The following is a 24,854-nucleotide window of genomic DNA, read 5'->3' as shown; positions in this document are numbered from 1 at the left end:
ACTTAGCTTATAGACAGTTGATTAATAACGGCGGTATTACTCGGTGCAGCAACAGCATGATCTTCTTAATAAAAAGTTAAAACAAGCAATCGATGCCCGGACGGTTGTTGAGGATGCACGCAAACACCAAGTTGAGGTTCTTTCTCAGTTTGCTGCAAAGTTATCTCTAAGTTGTAAGGGCTTAGATATTGAGTTAGATAATCGCCTCGCTAAGTTTAGAAGTGCTCTGAAAAAAGGGGTTGACTTTAACCTTCTTTCACCTTTTATTGATGATGTTCTAGGGCTATTAAAACACCAAGAAGCAAAGCAAATTGCTTTACAACGCGAACTTAACAACAGTGTCAATGATGCAGGAAAGCAGCTACAAAAAGTAAAAGGTTTACCGGATGATGCCCGTCGTTCTTTACGCCATTTGCTTGATCATGAGTTAAATAACATCCAATCTAACCATGACTTTATCCCTTTATTATCTAAACTGGTAATAATTTATCATCAAGCTTTACAGGCAAAGCTTTCGACAAAAAGTGAAACTGAATCACAAATTAAACCCCAGCTTGCAGCCGAACTACTTAACCTAGCAAATGATCTCGTTTTAGAGGATGAAAGCGCTGAACAAATCAAAGCAGTAAAGAATAACATTACACATAACGACTGTATTGATGATTTACTTGATTCTGCTCTAAAAATTATCACGATTATTACTCGTAATATGAGTAAAGAGCGTCAATCAGCACAGAGTTTTTTGATCTCTTTAAATCAAACAATTGAAGATTTACATCATTCAATTGTTTCAACCAGTAAACATTCTGAGTCACTTAGCGCTGAGTACGAGTCGCTAAATAAGCAAATAGAAGCAAAAATTAAAAACCTTAATACTCAGACGCAACAAGCAACGTCAATATCGTCCCTCAAAGAGCTAGTCGAAGAAGAGTTAAAATCATTAAGTGATGATTTAATAGCAAAAGAAAAATTAGAACAGAGTGAAAGAGAGCATTTATTAAATAGCTTTAACGACATTAATAAAAGAATAAGTCATTTAGAAAGCAAACTCTCAACTTACAAAAAACGGTTAAATGAACAACGCTATAAAAGCTTACTTGATGGTTTAACAAAGCTACCAAACAGAGCCGCGTTCGATGAACGTTTTAATCATGAATTTCATTTATTTAACATCCAAGAGTCTGATGTGACATTTGTGGTGCTTGATGTCGATCACTTTAAATCTATTAATGATAGGTATGGCCACAGTGCTGGCGATAAAACATTGCAAGTTATTGCTAAAGCACTACAAAAATCAATTCGTAAATCAGACTTTATTGCCCGTTACGGTGGTGAGGAATTTGTGTTATTAATGACAGGCATGTCTATTGAAAATGCAGTTAGCTCTCTTGAAAAACTGCGCAAAAATATTCAGGCAATACCGTTTAAATTTAAAGATAAGCAAGTAGAAATCACTATTTCTCTTGGTGCTACCCAACTTAAAAAAGGTGATACCCCGCTGATTGCTTTTGATCGTGCCGACGATGCTCTGTACAAAGCAAAAAATGAAGGACGAAATAAAGTTTGCATTAGCAAATAAAGCCCTTATCTCAATGGTGAGGTCTTTGACACACAATGATAAAGGCTCATAGATGAGCCAGGAGAGTGCTTATGTTAAAACAACTGAATCCTACAGGTGTACTGGATTTACTATCGCAACTAGAAGTTGATCTACTCGAACAGTCATCCACCAGCGAGCGCTATAAATTATTTAGGAACTGTGTGCTCGCGGTTCTCAATGTGGGCAGCCACACCGATTCAAGCTCTGAAATTTACAATAAATACGAAGACTTTGATATTCGCTTATTAAGCCGCGAGCGCGGTATTAAAATTGAACTCGAAAACCCACCCGAATCCGCTTTTGTTGATGGCGAAATTATCACTGGTATACATGAACATATCTTCTCGGTTATTCGCGATATTCTGTTTATTTGTCAAAAATACGAAAAAGACTTAACAGAGCAAAAAACCATTACTCATATGGTCTTCGACATGCTGCGAAATGCAGGCGCACTGAGAGTGAATAGTGATCCGAGCATGATAGTTTGCTGGGGCGGCCACTCAATTAACGAAGTTGAATACAAATATACAAAACAGGTTGGCTACGAACTCGGCCTTCGTGGCTTAAACATTTGTACTGGTTGTGGCCCAGGTGCAATGAAAGGCCCAATGAAAGGTGCCACCATCGGCCATGCTAAACAGCGTATTACAGATAATCGTTACTTAGGTTTAACCGAGCCAAGTATTATTGCCGCTGAGCCACCTAACCCGATTGTAAATGAATTGGTGATTTTACCCGATATCGAAAAGCGCTTAGAGGCATTTATTCGTACCGCACATGGCATTATCATTTTCCCAGGTGGTGCAGGCACTGCAGAAGAGTTGTTATACCTTTTAGGTATTTTGTTGCATCCTGATAACGAAAAACAATGTTTACCAGTGATCTTAACTGGACCTAAAGAAAGTGAAAACTACTTTATTGAGCTGTGTAAATTCGTTGAGAAAACACTCGGTAAAGCGGCGCTTGAGAAATTTGAAGTAATTATTGATGACCCTGAACGTGTGGGTAAAACACTCAAAGCGAAAATGGCTGATGTGCGTGAATACAGAAAGAGTCAAGGTGACGCTTACTACTTTAACTGGACGCTAAAAATCGACCATGATTTCCAACAGCCGTTTGCACCAACTCATGCTAATATGTCGAGCTTAGATTTACATTTAGATCAACCAACTCAGCAACTCGCAGCTAACTTACGCCGAGCATTCTCAGGCATTGTTGCAGGTAATGTTAAAGACGAAGGTCTACAAGCCATCAAACAACATGGCCGCTTTGTACTCAGTGGTGAGCCTTCGTTAATGGCTGATATGGATAAGCTGCTGGCAGCATTTGTAGATCAAGGTCGTATGAAGTTGCCTGGCAGTAAGTACATACCTTGCTATGAGATCAAAGCTTAACAGGAGACTATGTGACAACCCAATTACTTTTAATAGATGCGCTAAATCTTATTAGGCGCATCTATGCTGTTGATAGTAATCAGAGTCATCACAGTGAAGAGCATATGATAAAAGCAAGCTGTGCCCGAGTGGCACATGCTTGCAAAAAGTTACGCCAGCAAACGAATGCGACTCACGCGATTGCCGTGTTTGATGGTGAAAGAAGCTGGCGTTATCACTACTTTGAGGCCTACAAAAGCACTCGTTCACCAATGCCTGACACCCTCAAGCAAAACTTATCACGCTTTAAACAAGCAATTGAAGACACTGGCATTGTGGTGTTTTCACCTGATAATGATGAAGCCGACGATATAATTGCTACTCTTGCTTACAAGGCCGCATCTAATAATGTAGCTTCGACTATCGTGTCTACCGATAAAGGGTTTTTGCCGTTTTTATCTGAACAAATAGCTATCTATGACTACTTTAAAAAGCAATACATTGAAGTTGAAGATATTAAACAGCGCTTTAATGTACCCAGGCATCGACTTGCTGATTTTTGGGCTTTGGCAGGCGATAAAACCAATGATATTCCTGGTGTTAAAGGGATCGGTAATAAGTCGGCACAGCAATTAATTAATGATTATGAGTCGATAGAAGCGGCCATAAACGACGATGAGCTAAACCCTACTCTTAAACGCAAGCTAAGCTCAGAAATGGAGATGTTTGTGATATCAAAAAACCTCGTTATGCTGCGTACTGATATTAACTTAGGCTTTAGTTTAAAGCAGCTAAGGCTCAATTAGTCGCAATCTCGTAGCACAGTTGGCCAACTGAGCGTATACTGAAAATTCGCGTTAATTTTATAGAGTTACACATGTTTAAAAAGGTTTTCCAATATCTGGTACTTGGGTTAGGTGTTTATGCACTCATAGCAACCCTCGTGATCACTTTTTATAAAGATGATCCGCAAGCCATGATCTGGCAAGACCGTGAAGCCTTCAATAAGCGATATATTGCAAAGCTGTCTGTTGATAAACCTGAAAATCTAAATGCGGTGCTTGATTATTTAGGCAGCCCCGATCTAACCTATGCAAAACGCACCGAAGACAATGTTTGGCAAATAATTTTTTACCGCACTCAGCACGTTAAATCCGATGGAATAACGACAATAGACGAGTGCACGGGCCTACTTTTTAAGAATGGTCAGTTGGTGTTATGGGGGCCAAGTGCCTATGAAAGCTATCAACAAGAAACCTAAACGCTTATGATGGAAAATGTAACCCCTCGGGAGCTAGCGCGCTTATTAGATAGTACGCACCAATTACTTAAACTTTACCATCAAAAGCAAAAATGGTCTCAAATCTTCCCTTTATTAAGTAACCTTGCTGAGCGGTACTACCTATTATACCAAGCCTACCCAAAAGGGATGCAAGCGCAATTAAGCTTGTATGTAGCGAACCACGGCTACACCACAAATTTAGTCGTAAACCAATGTGTTGTAGCCTGCATTTTATGCCGTAGTCTTAATTACAACCAAGCTATTAGTGAGCAAATTATTAGTTGCTGCTTAGCTAATTACCTGTGTGTGCAATCGCAAAGTAATAAATTAGCAGCAAGTAAAGCACTCACCCCGCAAGATAAAAAACTTTGGCAATGCCGTCATCAATTAGCAGCAAAGCTTCTAAAAGAGTCAGGCTCGCATACGCTACCTATTCAGCACTTATTAGCGCGTTTAAATAAGTATAAACAAGCACTACTCAGTGCACCAAAAATTATGATTTACGATGGTGCAACAACCTTAGTTGCTTTGGCTAATATTATTGCGATGAATACGACTTATCGCGAGTCAGGTGGGCATATAAGCGTGTACAAAGCCTTAGCTGATATATATTTGCGTACACCGAACGAATTTGCACAAAATGCCATAAAAGCTCTGATTGCGCATATTGGCCCTTACATTCCGGCCAGTGAAGTAAAATATGCCGAACAAGTACTTATCTATTTAGCGACAGATGGACATGGTCGTCATATTTTAGTCGATGTGAGTCGCCCTGAAAAAATTCGTTGGCATCGCATCAAGGCAAGCTTAACGACTTGCGCTAAGCAAAGGCCTTGTAAAGATACTCGCTTGCTCTACACAGTATGGTTTAGTGAGAACATAAGTTTTGCTGAGCCACAACCAATAAATGAGCAACGTAGGCAACAATATTTAACGTTAATTAGTGCATTAAAAGTATCAAAAGAATATAGCTATCAAGGTTTAAATAAGCTTTTAAGCCCCTACCCTGAATTAATAACACAGCTCACTGTTGCCGCTAAACCCTATAATAAAGAGCAGCAAAGAGCTAAAGACTTGCGCCATTGTTTATCTATGGTCGGATACGATAACGCCCCTGCGATTATTCAAAAAGTATTATTTCAACGCTTAGTCGCAACCACCTCTCACCCACTTTTTCAGCATATCTCTAAGCGCCTTGAGAACATGGTACGTATTATCCAAGCGTTATTTAAACACATCGATTCAATTCAATTTGAGCAGGTTGCTTTGCCATTGTATGCCTATGTTCTTTATCTTTGTGAACATCAAGCAACCAGTATTTCCCGTAAAACGGTATTTGAGCAAGCTGAAAAACAAGTGATTAGCCCTCCTCTTGGCTGTTTGTTTGGGGTTAGTCAGTTAAACCAAGAACCACTAACGGCGTATTTAAATCAACTAATTGGCGATAACAATTGGACACAGCATTTACTTGGTAGTGAGCAACATAAAAAACAAACTCTCGATATTAATGAAAAACATTGGGTCGCGATTAAGCTATTTACTTATTATGTTTTTCAGCCAAAAGCACTTTTTAGTAGTTGGCAGGAACAAATTATTTTCGATAGTTTATCGGCCGCTGGATGGCAATCAAAAGCAGATTTTTATGCATATCTCAAAAACTGTGAATTTGCAGACAATTTTTAGATTGTGTTGTTAAAAAGTGCGAAAACGTTAAATAAATATGAACTTTAGTCTATTTATAGTCAGTATTCACAGGATAAACTGGCAAAAAGCTGAATAAATTGCTATAAAAGCCGCTTAAATTTTCAAACACATCCACGTAAACCCTCTAACAAGTAAATCGCATGCTATTTCGCGATAAGTTTACGTGTTTATCTACTCATAAATAGGAAAAGTAAATGGCTAAACAAACCATCACAGTGATCAAAGGCGACGGCATTGGTCCTAGCATTATTGATTCAGCACTTGAGATCCTTAAAGCTGCAGGTTGCGATTTTGATTATGAATTCGTTGATGCTGGCCTTGCTGCCCTAGAAAAAACTGGTGAGTTACTTCCACAAGAAACAATTGACACAATCGCGCGTAACAAGATCACTTTAAAAGGTCCATTAACAACACCAGTTGGTGAAGGTTTCACTTCGATCAACGTAACTTTACGTAAAAAGTTTGGCCTTTACGCTAACGTTCGTCCTGTTAAGTCATTTGCAGGTACAAAAGCTCGTTACGATGACATCGACATCATCACTATTCGTGAAAACACGCAAGGTATGTACTCAGGTCTTGGCCAAGTTGTTTCTGAAGATGGTAACGAAGCTGAAGCAATGTCAAAAATCACCCGTGAAGGTGCAGAAAAAATCGTTACTTTTGCATACGAACTAGCGGTACGTGAAGGCCGTAAAAAAGTAACTGCTGTACACAAAGCGAATATCCTTAAATCTACATCTGGTTTATTCTTAAAAGTGGCACGTGAAGTAGCTGAGCGTTACCCACAAATCGAATCAACCGAAATGATTGTTGATGCAACTTGTATGAAACTAGTTATGACTCCTGATGAGTTTGATGTAATCGTTACTACAAACTTATTCGGTGACATCCTATCTGACCTATGTGCTGGTCTTGTTGGTGGTTTAGGTATGGCTCCTGGCGCAAACATCAGTGAAGATGCTGCTATCTTCGAAGCTGTACACGGTAGCGCACCAGACATCGCAGGTAAAAACCTTGCAAACCCAACGTCGGTGATCTTAGCATCTATCCAAATGTTAGAGCACTTAGGTATGGGCGACACTGCAGAGCGCATCCGCAGCGCAGTTGCTGATGTTATCAAGTCAGGCGACCGTACAACTCGCGACCTAGGCGGCAGCCACGGTACTACAGACTTCACTCAAGCTGTAATTGAGCGTCTATAATAGAACACTTGTTTGGGGCTAATAAACTTAGCCATTAACCACCTAGTAAAAGCCAGTCTACGACTGGCTTTTTTATTACCCCACTTAACCAGACACCCACTTTATCTAACAAGATTTAAACACATAAAACTAGACACCCACATTTATTCTTTCAATATACTAACCAGACATCCAATTTAATATTTCTCACTTCTCAAAATTATGACTAAACTTACACTGATCAACTCATGGAGGAGAAGAGCATGGCAACCCCTCGTAGAAACTTAATTAGCGTTTCAAACACGCCTTACTATCACTGTATTTCACGCTGCGTTCGTCGCGCTTATTTGTGCGGGCAAGACCCACTAACAGGTCGTTCGTATGAACACCGGCGCGATTGGGTTGAAAAGAAACTACTTCAACTTGGTCGTATATTTTGTATTGATATTTGCGCCTACGCGGTTATGAGTAACCATACTCATCTAGTACTTCATATCGATATAGCAAAAGCAAAGCGTTTGAATAATAAAGCGATTCTGATTAGATGGCACAAGTTATTTAAAAGTACATTCCTTTGCCAACGTTTCTTAAATGGCGAATTGCTAACACAAACCGAGCTCGCTGCGGTTAATACCAGAGTAAATTTATATCGAGAGAGGCTCAGTAGCATCAGTTGGTTTATGCGCGTTCTTAATGAGAGTGTTGCTCGAAAAGCAAATCAAGAAGATGAGTGTAAAGGACGCTTTTGGGAAGGTCGCTTTAAGTCACAAGCATTACTTGATGAAGCAGCTCTTGCAGCTTGCCTTGCTTATGTAGATTTAAATCCTGTTAGAGCGAAAGCGGCTGATTTACCTGAGCAATCTGACTACACCAGTATTAAATCTAGAATTAATGCAGCTCAAAACAATAAGCAACCAAAATCACTTATGCGTTTTGCAGGTAAACCACGTAAACATATGCCTAACGGACTACCTTTTGAGCTCAAAACATACCTACAACTGGTCGATTGGACTGGCCGCTCAATACGAGAAGATAAACCAGGGAAAATCCCAGAAGATGCATTACCAATTCTTGAACGATTAAATATTTGTATTGATAACTGGCTTACACTCACCACTTCCTTTACCCGCTCATTTAAAAATACTGCAGGTAAAGAACAAGCTATCACAGCTTATACAAATCATATGAAACGAAAACGAAGAAGCTCTATAGCTAATAGCTTAGCCTTATTTACTTAGTTACGCATTCTACACTAGAAATCAACCTTGCAAACCCAATCCTTTTAATTCTAGGAGCATAACGACTTTTGCAACTAGCGCTGACCAGTATGTAAAACTAAAAATTAACTCAGCACATAAGGCTGAAATTTAATAAATAACAATGAAAAATGACTATTCTTTCTGGCAATTCAGCTTGTTCTCAATAATTCACATCTTACTTAAGCTACATCTTTTTAAAAATAAGCTGGGTGTCTCATTAAACAGATTAAAAATAAGTTGGGTGTCTATTTAAAAATATCCAAACCTTATGGTAGTGAGGTGTTAAAGTGGGTGTCTAATTATAAAAAAGAAACCATTCTGATAGTAGCTAAGTTATGCAAGACAGTAACGTAAATGTATTATCTATTGGTTTGATTAGCCATTTTCCACACGAACAATTCAATGCATAGTTACACCCCAAAACAATGACAGCTAAGCATCTAGATGCAACAAAAATATCAAAAAACTCAAATAAAGAAAAATTAATGCAAAAAGCCACATTTGCGGTTGACATCAGTTTCCAAAATGCTTAAAAATACTCCTAACATTTTTTAAACAGCAGCCATCTAGTCGGCTGTGCATTTTTTAGAAGAAAATTAAAAAATAATGAATATTCGCCGTCACCTTTTAGTCGTCAACGTTCTCGTACTGGTCTTAGTTACAAGCCCAGCGGGAGGCTATTAAAAGGTGAAAGCACGCTTTTTAAAAAACCCCCGCCATATGCGGGGGTTTTTTTATGCATTTATGCTTGCACACACAGAGGAATGAGGATGAGTACAACTGAATACAATGGATCCGAACTAGTTGTTCGGGCACTTAAAGAATTGAATGTTAAGTATATTTTTGGCTACCCAGGTGGCTCTGTTCTTGATTTATATGACGCGTTATTTCAACAAGAAGATATTGAACATATCTTAGTACGTCACGAACAAGCCGCTACTCATATGGCTGATGGTTATGCCCGTGCTACCGGTGAAGTCGGTGTGGTGCTAGCAACTTCTGGCCCTGGCGCTACAAACTGTGTAACAGGTATCGCGACAGCGTACATGGATTCTATCCCAATGGTGGTGTTATCTGGCCAAGTTCCTACTGGTTTAATTGGTGATGATGCATTCCAAGAAACTGATATTGTTGGTTGTTCTCGCCCTATCGTAAAGCACAGCTATAACTGTCGAAGCGCAAAAGATATTCCAACAATCTTAGCTAAAGCATTCTACTTAGCCAGCACAGGCCGCCCTGGTCCGGTTGTGGTTGAATTACCTAAAGATATGCTTAACCCTGAGTTAAAGTTCCCATTCGAATTTCCAAAAACAACTGAGCTTCGAACTTATAACCCGAACACTAAAGGCCACTCAAAACAAATTCGTAAAGCAGTGAACGCAATTTTAGAAGCTAAAAAACTGGTTATTTACTCAGGTGGCGGCATTATTCTATCAAATACCTCTGAGCAACTAACTCACTTGGTTGAATCATTAAACGCGCCAATCACTAACACCTTAATGGGTCTAGGTGGTATCAGCGGTACTCACCCTAACTTTATTGGTATGTTAGGTATGCATGGTAGCCTTGAGGCAAATAAAGCCATGGCAAACGCTGATGTTATTTTAGCTTTAGGTGCTCGATTCGATGATCGGGTAACGAATAACGTTAAAAAGTTCTGCCCTAATGCCACTATCGTTCATGTTGATGTTGACCCAACCTCAATTTCTAAAACAATTAAAGCGCACATCCCGGTTGTTGGCTGCTTGAAAACAGTGCTTGAGCAGTTACAAACGGCGATTGATAAGAGCCCTATTTCAATTGATCGTTCTGCACAAGAAGACTGGTGGCGTCAAATCATTAGCTGGCGTGAACAAAAATGCCTAAGCTACAGCACTGATGGCGATAAAATCAAACCACAAGCGGTTATCGAGGCAATTTACAAAGCAACCAATGGTGATGCTTACATCAGCTCTGATGTAGGTCAGCATCAAATGTTTGCAGCTCAGTATTATCCGTTTAAACACCCTCGCCAATGGATTAACTCTGGTGGCTTAGGCACCATGGGCTTTGGTTTACCTGCGGCAATGGGCGTTAAGCTTGCCTTCCCTGATAAAGAGTCTATCTGTGTGACGGGTGATGGTTCAATTCAGATGAACATTCAAGAGCTATCAACTTGCTTACAATACAATTTAGCTGTGAAAGTTGTGTCGTTGAATAACCGTTCACTGGGCATGGTACGTCAGTGGCAAGATATGATGTATTCAGGTCGTCACTCATCTTCTTACATGGAATCACTTCCCGATTTCGTGAAATTAGTAGAAAGCTATGGCCACGTAGGTATTCGTGTTGATCATATTGATGAGCTTCAGCCTGCTATTGAAAAAGCAATGTCTATTAACGACAGACTGGTATTTTTAGACATCTGTGTAGATGAAAAAGAACATGTTTACCCTATGCAAATCAAGCTAGGGGCAGTCGATGATATGTGGTTACGTAAAGGAGTAAAAGCATAATGCGCCGTATTTTATCAATCTTATTAGAAAACGAACCTGGCTCGTTATCGCGCATTGTAGGCTTATTTTCACAGCGCGCTTACAACATCGATAGCCTGACTGTTGGCACGACTGACGATCATTCTCTTTCGCGTATTACCATTACAACCATGGGTGATGATCGCATCGTTGAGCAAATCACTAAACAAGTGAACAAGCTTGTAGATGTTCTTAAGATTATTGACTTAACCGAAATGGCGCACATCGAGCGTGAGCTATTATTAGTGAAAGTTTTTGCCCAAGATGAAACCACTCGAGCAGCAGTAACGCGTGTTGCTGATGTATTCCAAGGTGCTATTTTAGATATGGGGCGCCACAGCTACACACTACAACTCGTAGCGAGCACAGAAAAAATTGAATCTTTCCTTGATACCCTGCGTCACGAATCAGACATTATTGAAGTTGTACGTTCAGGTGCGGTTGGTATTGGTCGTGGTGATAAAGCGTTAAAGGCATAAGCCTTTTTCGCTAGCGCGACAAAACGCAAGATACAAAAAAAGGGCTATAAGCCCTTTTTTCAATAATTAGTAAGTTATCCTATTAAGGATTAACTTGGTCTTTAAGACCTTTACCCGCTTTAAAGCTTGGGATAGTTGCTGCTGCGATTTGGATTTCTGCACCAGTTTGTGGGTTACGGCCAGTACGCGCTGCACGCTCTTTTACTGAGAAAGTACCAAAACCAACTAATGCTACTGAGTTACCTTCTTTAAGAGAGTTAGTAACTGCGCCAGTGAATGCATCTAGTGCACGAGTTGCTGCCGCTTTTGAGATTTCTGCATCAGTAGCAATTTTTTCAACTAATTGAGCTTTATTCATTGTTAGATTCCTATTCGTTATTATTTTGCCTTCGCAAAACCTATCTTTATGCATTTTTGAGAAGTTAGCAACAGCAAATTGCTATTTTTACGTAATTTATTCAAAAATGACTACTATTTAACTATCAATCACAAGGTTAGTGACATCAGTATTAATAAAGACTTAATTTAACTTCCATCACAAAATTTTATGATAGCCAAACCATCATTCAATTTTCTCGATAACCAAGGTAACTTCCCCGACCTCAAAGCCAAACTTATCAATAGCGGTACGGTTTATCAAGCGTGATTGTGTTACCAAGTACATCCAATCATCGAAATTTACCACTAAAGTACTACCATCATATGGAAGCTCAACAGAATATGTCCAATGGAACACGCTTCCATTGCTCTCACCCTTTGCTTCGCCAATCACATCTGATGCTGTTCCTGTGATACTGCCATCATCATTAATGGTGATGTACCAAACACGGGTTTGCGTTTCGCCATCATCATAAACAAATTGCTCGTCAATCACTCCCTGATTGCCGTTCCAAGATGCTTGCATGTCAACTACCAGCTTACGAGTTAACTCGCCCTTGTGGTCTTGCACAACGCCGTAGGCTTTGAGCTCACCACTAAAAAACTGCTTAAAGTCAAACTTAGGCTCTGTTCCGTGATAATAATCAACATCTGGCGCAGAGCAGCTGGTAATTAACAGTACCATAGCAAAAATAAAGAGTGCTTTGAGCTTAATCATGTTTCCCTCCAATAAGCTGTTTACGAAGTGATGGTTCAGACGTGTCGGCGCTTAACCAAATTGCTAAGAAGTTGTCAGCGAATCTATTATCATCGATCTGACCTAGCTTTTTATCATTAAAGTAGAAAGTACCAATTCCTTGCTCGTTGGTTTGAAACGACAACGAATCGTTTTTTTTGATATCAGGCCAAAGGGCTAATAATTGTTTATCGTAAGCACCAACCATGTCATTGAGCTTTAAATGTTGCCATTGCTCGTTGGTTGCTTTGACGATGTCTTTCGCATCGAAATCTCGCAAATAAGTCAGTGTAAGTTTGCTGGGGTGTTGGCCAAACTGATACGAACCCGATGGGGTCTCTAATTTAGCGTTATAAACATCCCAAAACAGATACTCCATTTTCGCTTGGCCCACCGTTTTAAAGCCATTTGCATATACGCCCGCAGAGAACAATAACGCAGCAAATAAACTTAAATTAAGTGACTGTTTCATCGAATAATCCTTAAAGTTGTGTTATCAAACACTACGGAAAACCACTTAAAACTGATCATTTAGCCGCTAAAAATCGCTTATTAATAGCGATTATCGCCATAAACATACTTGCCCAACCCAAACCATAAACGAGCCAAAACTGCCAAAGAACGAGCTCAGTATTAAGCACTTCAAAGCGCATTCCAGCATAGTAACTAGCAGGAGCAAATAGCGCGCAAACACCCCAAGCAATATACCAAGGCAGCTTTTGTAGAAAGTGCATCGAAGTATTAATGGTTAAAAGTAGTGCAGCCCAAAGTACAGCAAGCCATAGAGGAAAAGGGCTTACTTTAAAGGCAAGTAAATTTAAGCTGCTGGCAAGCCATTCATAGCCCAGTGCGAGAGGCAAACCACATAAGAGTAGCCAACTATCTTGCTGGCGTTGCTTTGATAGATAAATCATCAAAGCGACAACAGTTAAAGCGGGTATCAGAGAGTTGTGTTCAAGGAGTAAGGCCATAAACCAGACTCCTTGAAACAAAACAAAGTTAATAATCGAGCGCGATATCATCGCCAGAATGACCAAAACGAGGTTTACGGGCAACTAAATGAACGGTACTGATAGCACGGGTTCTAAACGCACCTTCACAGTAAGCTAAATAAAATAACCATAAACGATAGAATCGCTGGTCAAATTTCACTTTGTCTATTTCAGGCCAGCTAGCGACAAAGCGCTCGCGCCAATCAGCCAAAGTTCTTGCATAGTGAACACCAATATCTTTTACACTGTGCACAACCATGTCTGTTTGCTGCTTTATTTGCTTATTCATTTCATCTAAACAAGGCAAACACCCCCCCGGGAAGATGTACTGCTGGATGAAATCGGAATTTTTAAGGTAATGGCTATAACGCTGATCAGCTATGGTGATTGCTTGAATAAGCATTGCACCACTGTCTTTTAATAAAGACTGACATTTTGCAAAAAAGCCAGGCAAATACTCATGCCCAACAGCTTCAATCATTTCAATTGATACAAGCTTATCGTACTTGCCCTCTAAGAGGCGGTAATCCTGCTTTAATAACGTTATTTTATGCTCAAGGTTAAGCTCTTTGACCTTTTGTTCTACATAAGCATGTTGCTCATCAGAAATGGTGGTCGTTGTTACATGGCAATCAAAATGTGTTGCTGCATAAATCGCAAAGGCGCCCCACCCTGTGCCAATCTCAATCACCGAATCACCGGGTTTTAAATCAACCTGCTCACAAATCAATGCGAGTTTGTGCGCTTGGGCCTGTTCAAGGCTAGCTTGTTTTGACGGGTAAACAGCACATGAATACAACATTTCGTCACTTAAAAATGCACTGTATAAATCGTTGCCTAAATCATAGTGCGCCGCAATGTTCTTTTTTGAACCGCTTGCTGAGTTTTTATTTTTAATGTGATTAACTCGGTGCGCAATGCCACTTAAAAAGGCAAATTTTTTCTCGAATGCATCTAGCTGATCTTGGTTAAGGGCAAATATTTCAATAAGTTTAGTGAGTTTGTCACAATCCCAATAGCCAAGAATATAAGCCTCTCCGGCACCCACACTGCCAGATAACGCAAATGACTTATACATAGCAGCATCATTTACCGTGACCGTTGCGTGTAAATCACTTGTAATGTCACCGAATTGCTCTGTTTGGTTACCCTCTTTAAGAGTAATGCAACCGATGTTGATACTGTTGAATGCACCTATTACCAGTTTTTTATAAAGCTTTGTCATCCAGCCGGTCGTTTGGGCTTGTGTTAAATTTGATACTTTTTCCATCACATCACCTAGTTGAATTCTCTTGTTTGCCCGAGTGGCCAATAAATGGCACACGTTTGCAAAACAACTTCAAAGCATGAAGGTAAATACCTTTAAAAATACTTAACGTCATAGCCGGAAACTGTTTAAGCACGGCACTAACCTGCTCTTTCGTGAGAGGCTGCTTTTGCAAACGCAGGGTTGCATCAAACAAAAGAGTGTCGTCTTTTTTATTTTCAATATGAATCATGGTGTTATCAGAATTCATTCTAATATGCCAATGATAGTTCATATCTAAGTTCATGAAAGGTGATACGGAGAAAACCTTTTTAAAGTTCACTTTTTTTTCAAGGGGTACGACATAATAATGACGTTCATTCCAGGGCGTGTTGCTGACTTCAGCAAGCATGTGAGTGAACTCGCCATGACTAGTTTGGAAGAAGAAAAAGTTAACCGGGCTAAAATAAATTCCTAAACAGCGCACCTGTCCGAGCATAAAAACATGGGTAAAGTCATCGTCAATGCCAAGCTCTTTAATTTTGTTAAGTGCACGCTGCTTGAGTGGCAACTGCATATCGGTTTGATAATTAAAATAGTCGCTCTGATTAAATTTAAGCGCCTTGAAACCACTTAAGCCAAGCCAAGGATGAACTCCATTAAGCTCATCAGGCTTAGCTAAATCGACCCACATCATATAAAGCGGGTATTTAAAGTGATGCTCTTTTACGGCAAAGCGCCTATGGCGAACATCACCTACATAAATGGCGCTATTCAAACTCGACTCCGAGTTGCTTTGCCACGTTTACAGCACTTCTTACACCATCTTCGTGGAAACCGTTGTACCAATAAGCACCGCAAAAATAGCTATTATTTTTACCGTCAATAAGAGACTTTTGCTGTTGAGCGGCAATCGACTGTTTATTAAATACCGGATGATGATAAGTAAACTCGCGTAAAATTTTATCTTTTTTAATGCCATCAAGGTGGTTAAGCGTGACACAAAATTGCGTATCGCTTTGAATCCCTTGCAAAATATTCATCTGATAAGTTACAACAGCAGCTTTATCTGTGTTGTTATTTAACAGATAATTCCAACTCGCCCATGCGGCTTTGCGTTTTGGTAGCAGTGTAGTATCAGTGTGTAGTACCACTGAATTAGCCGTATAAGGTATCGCTGAGAGAACACTTTTTTCGTCTTCGCTTGGGTCTAATAACAGCTTTAAAGCTTGATCTGAGTGGCAAGCAAACACAACTTTATCGAATGATTCACTGTGGCCATCATCAAAATGAACATGCACATTGTCATCTTTTCGAGATACCGAGCTGATATTACTATTTAAACGAATTTTATCAGCAAAACCTTGGATCATAGGTTTAATGTATTCGCGAGAGCCTCCCGGAATAACATACCACTGCGGACGATTAGTGATGTCCAACAAACCATGGTTATAAAAGAACTTAACAAAAAACTCTACGCCAACTTGCGCCATCTCTTTAATGCTTGTTGACCAAATAGCAGCGCCCATCGGCAAGATATAATGAAAACGGAAAAACTCGTTAAAATCATGCTCGTCTAAAAACTCACCTAGAGTTTGATTTGCTTTGTAATTTTTTTCAGCATGTAATGATTTACACACATCATTAAAGCGAACAATGTCTTTTAAAAGTTTCCAGAATTTAGGGCGAAAGATATTGCGTTTTTGTGCGAACAAACTCCAAAAAGTATGACCGTTATATTCAAAGCCTGTTTGTTCGTTATGCACACTAAAGCTCATTTGGGTTTTCTGACGCTCAACGCCCAAGCGCTTAAGTAGTTTTTCAAAATATGGGTAAGTTCGGTCGTTAAAGACAATAAACCCTGTATCAACAGCGTACTCAACGCCATCAACTTTTACGTCTATGGTTGCAGTATGGCCACCTATGTAGTCGTTTTTCTCAAATACGGTTACATCGTAGTGTTTATGCAATAGGTGCGCACAGCTTAAACCCGCTATGCCAGATCCAATAACAGCCACTTTTTTCAACGTGATAATCCTTTTGCAAGCTTCAGCCAAAGTGGCGTAGGAAGCATTCTTAAAAATTTTAAAATGAAGGTAAAACGGTGCGGAAAGTGCACTTCTTTGCGCCTTTTCGCGACCCCTTTATAAATATAATTTGCCGCTTTTTCTGCACTCACCGCCATAGGCATAGGAAAGTCGTTTTTATCAGTCAGCGGCGTTTTAACAAAACCAGGGTGAACTAAAGTGACATCGATATCTTTTAAATCAACCGCTAAGCTATTAGCTAAATAACTTACACCGGCTTTAGACGCACCATATGCTTGGCTGCGCGGTAAGGGTAAATAAGTCACACTAGAGCTTACGAGCACCAGCTGACCACCGGGCTTTATTTTTGGTAATAGCGCCTCAAGGCAATAGCCCATACTGAGCAGATTGGTCGTGACTACCCGTTCAAACAAGCTACTGTCAAAATTGCGAGCATCATCAATGTACTCACAATTGCCAGCATTTAAAATAACCCGGTCAAATTGCGTATAAGCCACTGTGCTCGAACGAATATCTTGAAGGTCTGTTGCATCAAACTGGCAAGACTCAATATTTTGATGTTGGCTCAATTTAGCAAGCTTTTCTGAATTTCTACCGCATGCAATGACCTGTTCATTATTGTCTGCATAAAGCGTTGCTAATGACTCGCCAATACCTGAAGTTGCACCTGTAATTAATGTCGTCATTATGCACTCGCTCTTTTATCGATGTATTTCACAGCCGAGCCAAGCACGGGAATATGCCTGTAAAGCATAGCGCCTACGTCAAAATAGTCGCGATGATTAATTATTTTATCGCCAGCAAACTTTAAACGGCTATGGCCTGCAACCGAGATTGCTTGGCCTTTGTTAAGCTTTGGATGTCGATATTGCATAGTCCAATAGATAAACGCGATGTCGTCTTTGCCCTCGGTATTTTCAGTAACATAGCTGTCTTCAATAACAAATTCGCAAGAAAGTACATTGGCGTAAAGGTTTTTGAAGTATTCACGCAGTTCCCCAAGACCATTTACCGCATGCAAGGGATCTGCGAAATGAATATCTGTATGATAGATTTCATTCAGTAACTGTAAATTGTCTTTATTGAGTGTTTGATAAACATCAATAAACCTATCAAGGATCGCCTTGTCCATGTCACACCTTAAATGCGTTAAGCGCTCGCTCTCGTGCGGCTTTATGATCAACAATTGCTGGCCAATAACTGCTCGACTTACCCTGTTTCGCTAGATAATCATGCGGAAAATGGATTTGCTTAGCAGGTATTTTTTCCAGCTCTGGTAAATATTTACGGATAAATTCACCATCTGGATCAAACCGCTCGCTTTGGGTGATAGGGTTAAAAATTCGGAAATATGGCTGAGCATCACACCCTGTACTAGCAGCCCATTGCCAGCCACCGTTATTAGATGCAAGGTCGCCGTCTATTAGGTGGTGCATAAAAAAACGCTCGCCTTTACGCCAATCAATTAATAAATGCTTGGTTAAAAAGCTCGCAACCACCATGCGTAATCGGTTATGCATCCAGCCAGTTTGCAGAAGCTGCCTCATTGCAGCATCAACTAACGGGTAGCCTGTTTTACCTTCGCACCATGCTTTAAAGTCGCTGTCATCATCACGCCATTTCACAGCGTTGTATTTATCGTTAAAATTTTCGTACTTATTTAGGTTTGGATAAATCGCGATAAGGTGACGGTAAAACTCACGCCAAATCAATTCGTTAACCCAACAAAACAAGTTACTTTTACTGCTACGGAGTACATCAGGGTGACGCTGTTGGATCAGTGCCAATAATTGATGAACGCTGATAATGCCAAGGGCTAAATATGGGCTTAAACCCGAGGTGCCTTTAATGCTTGGGATATCTCGTTGGTCTTGATATGTTGCGAGTTTTTCTTCAATAAAGCGCGCGCAAACGTGGCTGAGTGTTTCATCATCAACAGGCCATTTTTCTGAGCTGCCGTCTGAGGCTAATAACTCACTTGGCTGCCACTCAATTGGCTCGAACATCTGTGGCGGCTCAGCAAAATAAAAGTGGGTGTCTTGATAAACTTTTAACCATGCATTTTTAAATGGCGTGAATACTTTAAACATTTCGCCGCTTTGATTTTTGATGCTTCCCGGTGGCGCAATCACATCGCCGTCGTATGCGTAAAAAGCAACCCCATAGCTGTCAGCGTGCTGTAAAAAGGCTTTATCTCGGTTTACCTCGTTAAGCTCATATTCGTTGTTAGCGTAGACATTTTTTACTTGATGCTGCTCGCAAAAGGACGCTAACTTTTCAACACAGCCTGCGTAATCAGCTGCATCAATAATATGTAATTCAATACCTTTGCTAGCTAAAAGCTCCCCTAAGAAGCTAAGCCTACGCTTTAATAAATCTAGCTGGATAGCAGCCACATCATGCTTTTGCCATTGCTTTTCAGTAATAAAAAATACCGCATTTCTGCAACCATTTTCGATTGCATGATACAAGGCGTCGTTATTAAAAAGGCGCAGATCGCGCCTAAACCAAAATAATGTATTCATTAAATTCCGTAGCGTAGTTTTAATTCGTTCGGATAGGGGTCAAGATACACTTGCTTAGCAAGATACTCGTTTGGATGCACTTTTAAATGATGCTTAATTAGCGTAAGTGGTACGTATAGTGGCACTAAGCCTTGGCGATATTCATCGATAGCATCACGTAGTTCTTGCTTTTCAATCTTAGAAAGCGATTTTTTAAAATAACCTTGCAAATGCATTAAGGTATTTGCGTTATTTTTACGTGAAGCTGGCTTTTTAAGGGCTGTCATTAACCCTAAAATATATTCATCAGCCAAAGTTTGGATATCTTCGCCATCAAAAGTGCCAAGCAAATTCCCCAGACTACGGTAAGCCTCGTAGTTGTGTGCCATCAATAAGTATTTATATTGGGCATGAAACTGAGTCAATCGATGAACTGTGAGGGGTTGCTCGCTTAATGTTTGCCAATGCTTGTAAGTATAAACACGCATTACAAAGTTTTCGCGAAGATGCATATCATTTAAACGACCGTTTTCTTCGCATGGTAACAATGGGTTATGTGCCATTATTTGCTCTGCAAAAAAGCCAACGCCTTCCGAGGTGTTACCTGTACCCGCTTCATTGTAGATTTTAATTCGTTCCATACCGCAACTAGGACTTTTCGCGCAAAATACAAAGCCACTTAATTCTGCCGTTTGTTCTGTGGCAACGCGTTTACCGTATTCTGTTAACTTAGGACCAACATCGCCAGTGCCATCTGGGCGGCACACTTTAATAGTATCGCCAACACGCACTTGACGAATAGTTGGTCGAGGGATTGGCAACCCTACCGCTACTTCAGGACAAAACTTTTTATATTCAACATGGTTAGCCAACTCATCCATGCAAAAATTAGATTTTTTGTGCCCACTGTCAAAGCGAACCTTGTCGCCTGCTAAGCAGGCGCTTAAACCAATTTTAATTGTCGATTGCTGCATATAAACTCTACTAATAGATAAGATTACCAATTGGGTTCAGTAATTTACTAATACCTTTATTGAAGTGTAGGGCACTACTTACAACTGTAAAGCACAAGCACCCTTCAATCGTTTTTGGTGTGTGATTGTGCCGGCCATCTAACATCATAAAGTCACCTGGAACATAGTGTCCGTCTTCATCACTAAACTCCCCATCTAATAATAAAGTGAGCTCAAAACCTGTATGTGTGTGATCTGGAATTTCACCACCCGCATCAATATGAAGCAAGCTTGCTCGTAATGGACCATCCTCTAAATCAATACGAGAGCGGGCAAGCTTACCAATTTGCATAAACTTGCTGTGGCCAATACGCGTGAGCGCTCTGGGTAAGGTGTAGGTTTTGTCTTTAACATTAACCGATACCTGCTCTTGCTCGTACACTTCATCAATCGTTTCATCAGCGGTGATGGCATCAAAAAGTGTTTGATCGAACATATCATCCAAGTCGGTAGCTGATTCAGTAAATACATTGTCTGCATTTTTCGCTTCAAGCGCAGCGAGCTCTTTTTGACACACAGGACACATTTCAACATGAATAGCGACTGCAACACTCAAAGTGGCAGGTAAATTACCTTCACTGAACTTGGCAAGTAATTCGTTGCTAGGATGGTGCTTAATCATGGTGATCTCCCATTTCATTGCGTAACTTCTGCAAGGCTAAGCGAAGACGAGACTTCACTGTGCCTACGGGAATATTTAAATGTTCAGCAAGCTGTTCTTGCGACATATCTTGGAAATATACACCGCGCACAACTTCACGTTGCGCAAGGGGTAATTTATCAAGGTATTGTTTAATCTGTTTATCTTCTAAATGGTCACTAAATTCATGCTGGCCTGGCTCGGCTTCATCAATCAATGGCCAGATATCTTCACTAATGCACTCTTCTTTGCTGCTTTTCATTTTTCTGAGCATATCGAAAGAAGCATTACGCATCACGGTATACACCCAAGTTGTCGCAGCACCTTTCTCTTTGTGATAAAGATGCGCTTTACGCCATACAGAGGTAAGGGTTTCTTGAACTAATTCCATCGCTTGCGCTTCAGAGCCAAATTGTTTGATCCCAAAACGTTTTATTTTCGGCGAAAAATATTGGAACAGCACAGCAAACGCACGCTTATCACGGTGCGTTGCTACAGCAAATAAGGCATCAGCAAGCTCTTTGCTTGGTGTATCTGGCATGGCAGAATATTGACCTGTGTTAGGTTTACAACCGGTTTGAAGTTGTTGACTTACCATCTTTGTGTCATCCAATTATTGTCGTAAAAACTTATACGCCAAAAAGTTGATGTGAGATCACATTAATCAGTAAATTCGTTGTTAATTAAAGTATGGAGGAAACTTAGCAAGTTTTCAAAATTAGATTTAAAGGCAAGTTGTTGTTTTTTAACTAATGAAATAGGCAAAATTTCGAGCCAGCGGGCAACAACCCAAGCAAGGTTATCAAATTGTGGGGTTTTATAAAGGTCAGCTAAATCAGGCTGATTTGCAAACACAGCACGAAGCGTGTCGCTCAATAGAGTGTTTTCGTCATTGATTGGTGTGTTTACATACCATGAAGGAGATGTAATTAGTTCGATGTCAGCATGGCGTAATTGCTGCTTATCCTGATACGCGTTATGCATAGACACGGCATGTTCAGCATAAACATCAATTAGTAATTGGCCACTATCATCTTGATTGAAGTCGGTTATTTGCACTAAACAACCTATTTCGGGCAAGTTAAGATCTGTATCGTGTTGATAAGTGCACAGCACAAAACCTGTATTATCTTGTACCGCTTCTTTGACCATCGTTAAGTAACGCTGCTCAAAAATTCTTAGCTTGGTGAACCCTTCAGGTAAAATAAAAACCGGTAAAGGAAAAATCGCACGCTTCATAAAGTCTACTATTCTAAAACCACATGCCTTTAATTACGTGCGTTTTTAATCCGCCGATCAATATTTCATGAAATCTTAATATCTACTTTGTACTCTAGAAGTTGAACCATTGCGCAACGTTACGAAATAATTCGATTGATGCATACGCACTGAGTAAACTCAAAACCGGTGCAACCATAAGTAAAAATAAGCTGATTTCACTACTCATTGTCTTGTTTCCTTACTGCTTGTTTGTTGCTTTAGGAGCTTGAGCAATTTTTAACTCTTCTTCTTTCGAAGCAATTGCATCTTCACTCATGTAAGTATCTAGTAACTTTTGAGCATCAAACTCAATGCTGTTCATTACGCTTTCTTTCAATTCAATGCTTGCTTGTTGAACATAGCTTTTAACAGATTGTGTAATGGTGTTGCTGATATCTAATTCAAAGTCAGTAGCGCTTGCTTGAGTTGACCCTAATACAAGTAACGCAGCAGTAGTTAATTTAAGTGAGTTATTCATAGTGGTATTCCTTGTCTCTTTAAGTAATTAGTCGTAATTACTTAATCAAAGGTTGTGCCACACTGAAAATATTTTTTAATTAATTGATTTTTAACGATTTAAATATAATTTTAATTTTCAACCTCATTCAGGACTGGTTAATATAACCAATGAATTTAAATTTTTTGACCAACATTTAGTGAAAAAATAAGCATTGCCAACTTCAGCGCACACTTGTACACTGAAACTGTTTTATTCACTCATTTTTAGTAGATAGATATGACAGAACAACTCCCTTATTCACACCAAGAAGAACAACTTAATGTGCTTACTCACGGCATGGGAGTCCTGTTTTCGGTATATGTACTATGGGACTTAATTTCACAATCTAAAGTTGTGTCAGCTACGGTGAGCGCCATCGTGTATGGCTCAAGTCTACTGGTATTATTTTTAGCCTCGACCTTATATCACGCCAGTACCAGAGAGCGCATACGAGCCATTTATAAAAAATGTGACCACTGTGCGATTTACTTGCTTATTGCCGGTACCTACACGCCTTATTTAGTTATTTCGTTATCTGGGGCTTGGGCAATTGCCGCTTTGGTATTTATTTGGTCTTTAGCGCTTAGTGGGGTTGCGTATAAATTACTGGTCAAAAACACGAATAAAAAAGTCTCTCTCGCTACCTATTTATTGATGGGCTGGTTTGCCTTAGCACTTGTTTACCCACTTTATTTGAACCTTGATTTAAGCGCTTTATGGTGGCTGCTAGCTGGCGGGATTGCCTACAGTTTAGGCACTGTGTTTTACAGCGCTAAAACCCGCCATTACAGCCATGCTATTTGGCATGTATTCGTGTTAGTTGGCTGTGTTTGTCATTACCTATCAATTAGTTTATATGTTTATTAGTCCCACTGGTGCAGGCGCATATTAATTTTAGCTTTATTAAAGGTAATACCTTCACTGAGTAGTTTTTGTCGTTGCTCGAGGTGTTTATTGCTGCCTTCGGGAAACGATATTTTACCCTGGCTATTAACTACCCGATGCCAAGGAATGTTTGAGCCTTCGGGCATTACTTTTAATAACCTGCCCACTAACCTTGAGTTATTAGGGTATCCTGCAAGCTTTGCTACTTGCCCATAACTGGCAACTTTTCCCTCAGGAATGGCACAAATAATGGTGTAAATTAAATCTTCTTTAGTTGCCTGCTGCACGACTCGACTCCAAATAGTGTTTACTGACCTCGCTAAAATCTTGCCAAATAGCTCTTGCAACAGGGCCATGATGAACCGAGTGCTGTCTAAATACACGAATTTCTGCGCCAAACTGGTGTTCACGATCGACAATTTTAATTTGCTGCAATAAACCAGCGTCGATTTCGGCTTGGCAATGCTGCAAACTGATCATTGCCCAGCCCGCACCAGAAAGTAAAAATGACTTAACACTGGTTATATCGTCAATTTTCATTAATGCAGAGCCTAAGGTATAAGAAAGCCTATCGCTATCAAAGCTCAAGTCGCTTTCAAACATGGCTAAACACGGGTAATTTTGAATTTCTGAAAAGCTGATTGAACTTGGCACCACATCAGGCGCGCTGACAATACCTATATCAAATTTACCAATTGGCAAACTTTCGAGATCCCCTGTTGCATGAAACAAATCAAACCAAGGGCCAATTCCTAAATCAGCCTCATGGCTATTAACTTGCTCAAGAGATACAAAACGTTTACCTGAAGAAATACTAAACTCTGTACTGGCAAAACGTTTAAATGTACGACTGATCACTTGGTTATAGCTGTTTTGATGACAAAGTTGCTCGTAGCATATTTTGTAATTGGCCTCATTACCTAATGCAAGCTCTTTAGCGAGTGAGCTTAACTCACTGTTTGCATTAAGCAATTGTCGGGCTTCTCGATAAAAAATTCGGCCTTTTTCAGTTAAGTGTAATCGATATTGACTACGGTCTAGCAGCTCAAAACCTAGCTCTGACTCCAGCTTCTTAATCGCTAGCGTGAGCGCAGGTTGAGTCTTATGCAATTTAAGTGCGGCTTGGCTCAAACTAGAGCTTTGCACAATAGCATCTAGAATGATTAATTGATTTAAATTCATTAATGGCAAACTATATAAATAAAACTTATGCTGTTTCTAAAATTTAATAATTTTTATTTTATATCTTTGCAGCGTATCCT

General features: G+C 39.9%; 27 protein-coding genes. 10 read left to right on the top strand and 17 right to left on the bottom strand.

Annotation, left to right across the window (positions count from 1 at the left end; genetic code table 11):
* Positions 1–43 precede the first annotated feature (43 nt).
* The 9 genes from AOG27_RS05470 (at position 44) to ilvN (ending at position 11,391) form a co-directional block, all read left to right on the top strand.
* A complete protein-coding gene (locus AOG27_RS05470; RefSeq protein ID WP_054552006.1) occupies positions 44–1,579 on the top strand; it encodes a GGDEF domain-containing protein in 1,536 nt (511 codons plus the stop codon).
* Positions 1,580–1,650: 71 nt separating this feature from the next.
* Positions 1,651–2,994, top strand: coding sequence for a nucleotide 5'-monophosphate nucleosidase PpnN (gene ppnN, locus AOG27_RS05465; protein WP_054552005.1), 1,344 nt, complete (start codon positions 1,651–1,653; stop codon positions 2,992–2,994).
* Between the two features lie 11 nt (positions 2,995–3,005).
* Positions 3,006–3,779: a flap endonuclease Xni gene (gene xni / locus AOG27_RS05460; protein WP_054552004.1), complete on the top strand. Its 774-nt coding sequence runs from the start codon at positions 3,006–3,008 to the stop codon at positions 3,777–3,779.
* A 71-nt stretch (positions 3,780–3,850) separates the two neighbouring features.
* The gene (locus AOG27_RS05455; RefSeq protein WP_054552003.1) at positions 3,851–4,234 is read left to right on the top strand and encodes a DUF3192 domain-containing protein; all 384 of its coding nucleotides are present in this window, start codon (positions 3,851–3,853) and stop codon (positions 4,232–4,234) included.
* A gap of 6 nt (positions 4,235–4,240) precedes the next feature.
* Entirely contained in the window at positions 4,241–5,938 is a 1,698-nt protein-coding gene (locus tag AOG27_RS05450) for a hypothetical protein (RefSeq protein ID WP_152967116.1), read from the top strand.
* Between the two features lie 215 nt (positions 5,939–6,153).
* Positions 6,154–7,161: an isocitrate dehydrogenase gene (locus tag AOG27_RS05445; RefSeq protein ID WP_054552001.1), complete on the top strand. Its 1,008-nt coding sequence runs from the start codon at positions 6,154–6,156 to the stop codon at positions 7,159–7,161.
* Positions 7,162–7,403: 242 nt separating this feature from the next.
* Complete coding sequence (locus tag AOG27_RS05440) at positions 7,404–8,378, top strand: transposase (protein ID WP_054552000.1); 975 nt, start codon at positions 7,404–7,406, stop codon at positions 8,376–8,378.
* 791 nt (positions 8,379–9,169) lie between these two features.
* The gene (locus tag AOG27_RS05435; RefSeq protein WP_054551999.1) at positions 9,170–10,894 is read left to right on the top strand and encodes an acetolactate synthase 3 large subunit; all 1,725 of its coding nucleotides are present in this window, start codon (positions 9,170–9,172) and stop codon (positions 10,892–10,894) included.
* Positions 10,894–11,391, top strand: coding sequence for an acetolactate synthase small subunit (ilvN, locus tag AOG27_RS05430; protein ID WP_054551998.1), 498 nt, complete (start codon positions 10,894–10,896; stop codon positions 11,389–11,391). The genes AOG27_RS05435 and ilvN overlap by 1 nt, the downstream gene beginning before the upstream one ends.
* Before the next feature lie 82 nt (positions 11,392–11,473).
* Here the strand turns inward: ilvN and AOG27_RS05425 are convergent, their stop codons facing one another.
* From AOG27_RS05425 to AOG27_RS05355, 15 genes are all read right to left on the bottom strand, one after another.
* A complete protein-coding gene (locus AOG27_RS05425; protein WP_036972004.1) occupies positions 11,474–11,749 on the bottom strand; it encodes an HU family DNA-binding protein in 276 nt (91 codons plus the stop codon).
* A gap of 204 nt (positions 11,750–11,953) precedes the next feature.
* Positions 11,954–12,487 (bottom strand): DUF3833 domain-containing protein, encoded by a 534-nt coding sequence (locus AOG27_RS05420; RefSeq protein ID WP_054551997.1) that lies wholly within the window; start codon positions 12,485–12,487, stop codon positions 11,954–11,956.
* Positions 12,480–12,977, bottom strand: coding sequence for a chalcone isomerase family protein (locus AOG27_RS05415; RefSeq protein ID WP_054551996.1), 498 nt, complete (start codon positions 12,975–12,977; stop codon positions 12,480–12,482). Before AOG27_RS05415 ends, AOG27_RS05420 begins: the two co-directional genes overlap by 8 nt.
* Positions 12,978–13,032: 55 nt before the next feature.
* Entirely contained in the window at positions 13,033–13,527 is a 495-nt protein-coding gene (locus AOG27_RS05410) for a DUF2878 family protein (RefSeq protein WP_054551995.1), read from the bottom strand.
* Positions 13,505–14,767, bottom strand: a complete 1,263-nt coding sequence (locus AOG27_RS05405) for an SAM-dependent methyltransferase (RefSeq protein WP_054551994.1) — start codon at positions 14,765–14,767, stop codon at positions 13,505–13,507. Before AOG27_RS05405 ends, AOG27_RS05410 begins: the two co-directional genes overlap by 23 nt.
* Positions 14,768–14,771: 4 nt before the next feature.
* Positions 14,772–15,521: a DUF1365 domain-containing protein gene (locus tag AOG27_RS05400; protein ID WP_054551993.1), complete on the bottom strand. Its 750-nt coding sequence runs from the start codon at positions 15,519–15,521 to the stop codon at positions 14,772–14,774.
* A complete protein-coding gene (locus AOG27_RS05395; protein ID WP_054551992.1) occupies positions 15,514–16,770 on the bottom strand; it encodes an NAD(P)/FAD-dependent oxidoreductase in 1,257 nt (418 codons plus the stop codon). The genes AOG27_RS05400 and AOG27_RS05395 overlap by 8 nt, the downstream gene beginning before the upstream one ends.
* Entirely contained in the window at positions 16,767–17,477 is a 711-nt protein-coding gene (locus AOG27_RS05390; protein ID WP_054551991.1) for an SDR family NAD(P)-dependent oxidoreductase, read from the bottom strand. The genes AOG27_RS05395 and AOG27_RS05390 overlap by 4 nt, the downstream gene beginning before the upstream one ends.
* Positions 17,477–17,923 carry a nuclear transport factor 2 family protein gene (locus tag AOG27_RS05385; RefSeq protein WP_054551990.1) on the bottom strand — a complete coding sequence of 149 codons (447 nt, stop codon included), beginning with the start codon at positions 17,921–17,923 and terminating at the stop codon, positions 17,477–17,479. Before AOG27_RS05385 ends, AOG27_RS05390 begins: the two co-directional genes overlap by 1 nt.
* Before the next feature lies 1 nt (position 17,924).
* Positions 17,925–19,316: a deoxyribodipyrimidine photo-lyase gene (gene phrB / locus AOG27_RS05380; protein ID WP_054551989.1), complete on the bottom strand. Its 1,392-nt coding sequence runs from the start codon at positions 19,314–19,316 to the stop codon at positions 17,925–17,927.
* Positions 19,316–20,269: a YbgA family protein gene (locus AOG27_RS05375; RefSeq protein WP_054551988.1), complete on the bottom strand. Its 954-nt coding sequence runs from the start codon at positions 20,267–20,269 to the stop codon at positions 19,316–19,318. Before AOG27_RS05375 ends, phrB begins: the two co-directional genes overlap by 1 nt.
* Before the next feature lie 10 nt (positions 20,270–20,279).
* Positions 20,280–20,930 carry a ChrR family anti-sigma-E factor gene (locus AOG27_RS05370; protein ID WP_054551987.1) on the bottom strand — a complete coding sequence of 217 codons (651 nt, stop codon included), beginning with the start codon at positions 20,928–20,930 and terminating at the stop codon, positions 20,280–20,282.
* Positions 20,923–21,546 (bottom strand): sigma-70 family RNA polymerase sigma factor, encoded by a 624-nt coding sequence (locus AOG27_RS05365; RefSeq protein WP_054551986.1) that lies wholly within the window; start codon positions 21,544–21,546, stop codon positions 20,923–20,925. The genes AOG27_RS05370 and AOG27_RS05365 overlap by 8 nt, the downstream gene beginning before the upstream one ends.
* A gap of 62 nt (positions 21,547–21,608) precedes the next feature.
* Positions 21,609–22,187, bottom strand: a complete 579-nt coding sequence (locus AOG27_RS05360) for an LON peptidase substrate-binding domain-containing protein (protein ID WP_054551985.1) — start codon at positions 22,185–22,187, stop codon at positions 21,609–21,611.
* Between the two features lie 220 nt (positions 22,188–22,407).
* Entirely contained in the window at positions 22,408–22,686 is a 279-nt protein-coding gene (locus tag AOG27_RS05355; protein WP_054551984.1) for a hypothetical protein, read from the bottom strand.
* Between the two features lie 258 nt (positions 22,687–22,944).
* On the opposite strand from AOG27_RS05355, the gene trhA reads away from it, so the two are divergent.
* The gene (gene trhA, locus AOG27_RS05350) at positions 22,945–23,574 is read left to right on the top strand and encodes a PAQR family membrane homeostasis protein TrhA (RefSeq protein ID WP_054551983.1); all 630 of its coding nucleotides are present in this window, start codon (positions 22,945–22,947) and stop codon (positions 23,572–23,574) included.
* On the opposite strand, the gene AOG27_RS05345 is transcribed toward trhA, so the two are convergent.
* Together AOG27_RS05345 and AOG27_RS05340 are read right to left on the bottom strand one after the other, a co-directional pair.
* Positions 23,571–23,879: an MGMT family protein gene (locus AOG27_RS05345; RefSeq protein WP_054551982.1), complete on the bottom strand. Its 309-nt coding sequence runs from the start codon at positions 23,877–23,879 to the stop codon at positions 23,571–23,573. The genes trhA and AOG27_RS05345 overlap by 4 nt on opposite strands.
* Complete coding sequence (locus tag AOG27_RS05340) at positions 23,863–24,774, bottom strand: LysR family transcriptional regulator (protein ID WP_054551981.1); 912 nt, start codon at positions 24,772–24,774, stop codon at positions 23,863–23,865. Before AOG27_RS05340 ends, AOG27_RS05345 begins: the two co-directional genes overlap by 17 nt.
* Positions 24,775–24,854 lie beyond the last annotated feature (80 nt).

This window comes from Pseudoalteromonas lipolytica (assembly GCF_001306915.1).
In the GTDB taxonomy this organism is placed as follows: domain Bacteria; phylum Pseudomonadota; class Gammaproteobacteria; order Enterobacterales; family Alteromonadaceae; genus Pseudoalteromonas; species Pseudoalteromonas simplex.
This window is presented reverse-complemented; position numbering and strand designations above follow the sequence as displayed.